The organism is Methanolapillus africanus (assembly GCF_032714475.1).
Classification (GTDB): Archaea; Halobacteriota; Methanosarcinia; order Methanosarcinales; family Methanosarcinaceae; genus Methanolapillus; species Methanolapillus africanus.
Genome location: NZ_JAWDKD010000012.1, coordinates 1 through 1,137, shown reverse-complemented (window position 1 = coordinate 1,137; position 1,137 = coordinate 1). Strand labels below are relative to the sequence as shown.

Annotated in this window: 1 protein-coding gene; it reads left to right on the top strand. The window is 49.6% G+C overall.

The annotated features are described in order from the left end of the window. Positions 1-1,137, top strand: a 1,137-nt coding sequence (locus MsAg5_RS03225; protein WP_338099183.1) for a DUF8189 domain-containing protein, incomplete at both ends; no start/stop codon positions are given.

Below are 1,137 nucleotides of genomic sequence, written 5' to 3'. Positions count from 1 at the left end.
TTGTGATCACCGGAACACAAGGCGATGTTAAGGAATCGAATGCTGCAACATTGACTGTTGTGAGTACAAGCGACGCTGTAACAATCACAACGCAGCCTGTCAGCCAAATCGTGGTTGAAGGCGAAACAGCAACATTCAGTGTTACTGCAAACAACGCTGCTTCTTACCAGTGGCAGAAATCCACTGACAGCGGCGTCACATTCAGCGACATTTCAAGTGCGACGTCTGACAGTTACACCACGCCTGCAACCGTTCTGGCAGATGACCAAACTCAATTCAGAGTTGTGATCACCGGAACACAAGGCGATGTTAAGGAATCGAATGCTGCAACATTGACTGTTGTGAGTACAAGCGACGCTGTAACAATCACAACGCAGCCTGTCAGCCAAATCGTGGTTGAAGGCGAAACGGCCACCTTTGAAATCACGGCGGACAACGCAGCTTCTTATCAGTGGCAGAAATCCACTGACAGCGGCGTCACGTTCAGTGACATTTCAAGTGCGACGTCTGACAGTTACACCACGCCTGCAACCGTTCTGGCCGATGACCAAACTCAATTCAGAGTTGTGGTCACCGGAACACAAGGCGATGTTAAGGAATCGAATGCTGCAACATTGACTGTTGTGAGCACAAGCGACGCTGTAACAATCACAACGCAGCCTGTCAGTCAAATCGTGGTTGAAGGCGAAACGGCCACCTTTGAAATCACGGCGGACAACGCAGCTTCTTATCAGTGGCAGAAATCCACTGACAGCGGCGTCACGTTCAGCGACATTTCAAGTGCGACTTCTGACAGTTACACAACTGCTGCAACCGTTCTGGCCGATGACCAAACTCAATTCAGAGTTGTGATTACCGGCACACAAGGCGATGTTAAGGAATCGAATGCTGCAACATTGACTGTTGTGAGTACAAGCGACGCTGTAACAATCACAACGCAGCCTGTCAGCCAAATCGTGGTTGAAGGCGAAACGGCAACATTCAGTGTTACTGCAAACAACGCTGCTTCTTACCAGTGGCAGAAATCCACTGACAGCGGCGTCACATTCAGCGACATTTCAAGTGCGACGTCTGACAGTTACACAACTGCTGCAACCGTTCTGGCCGATGACCAAACTCAATTCAGAGTTGTGATCA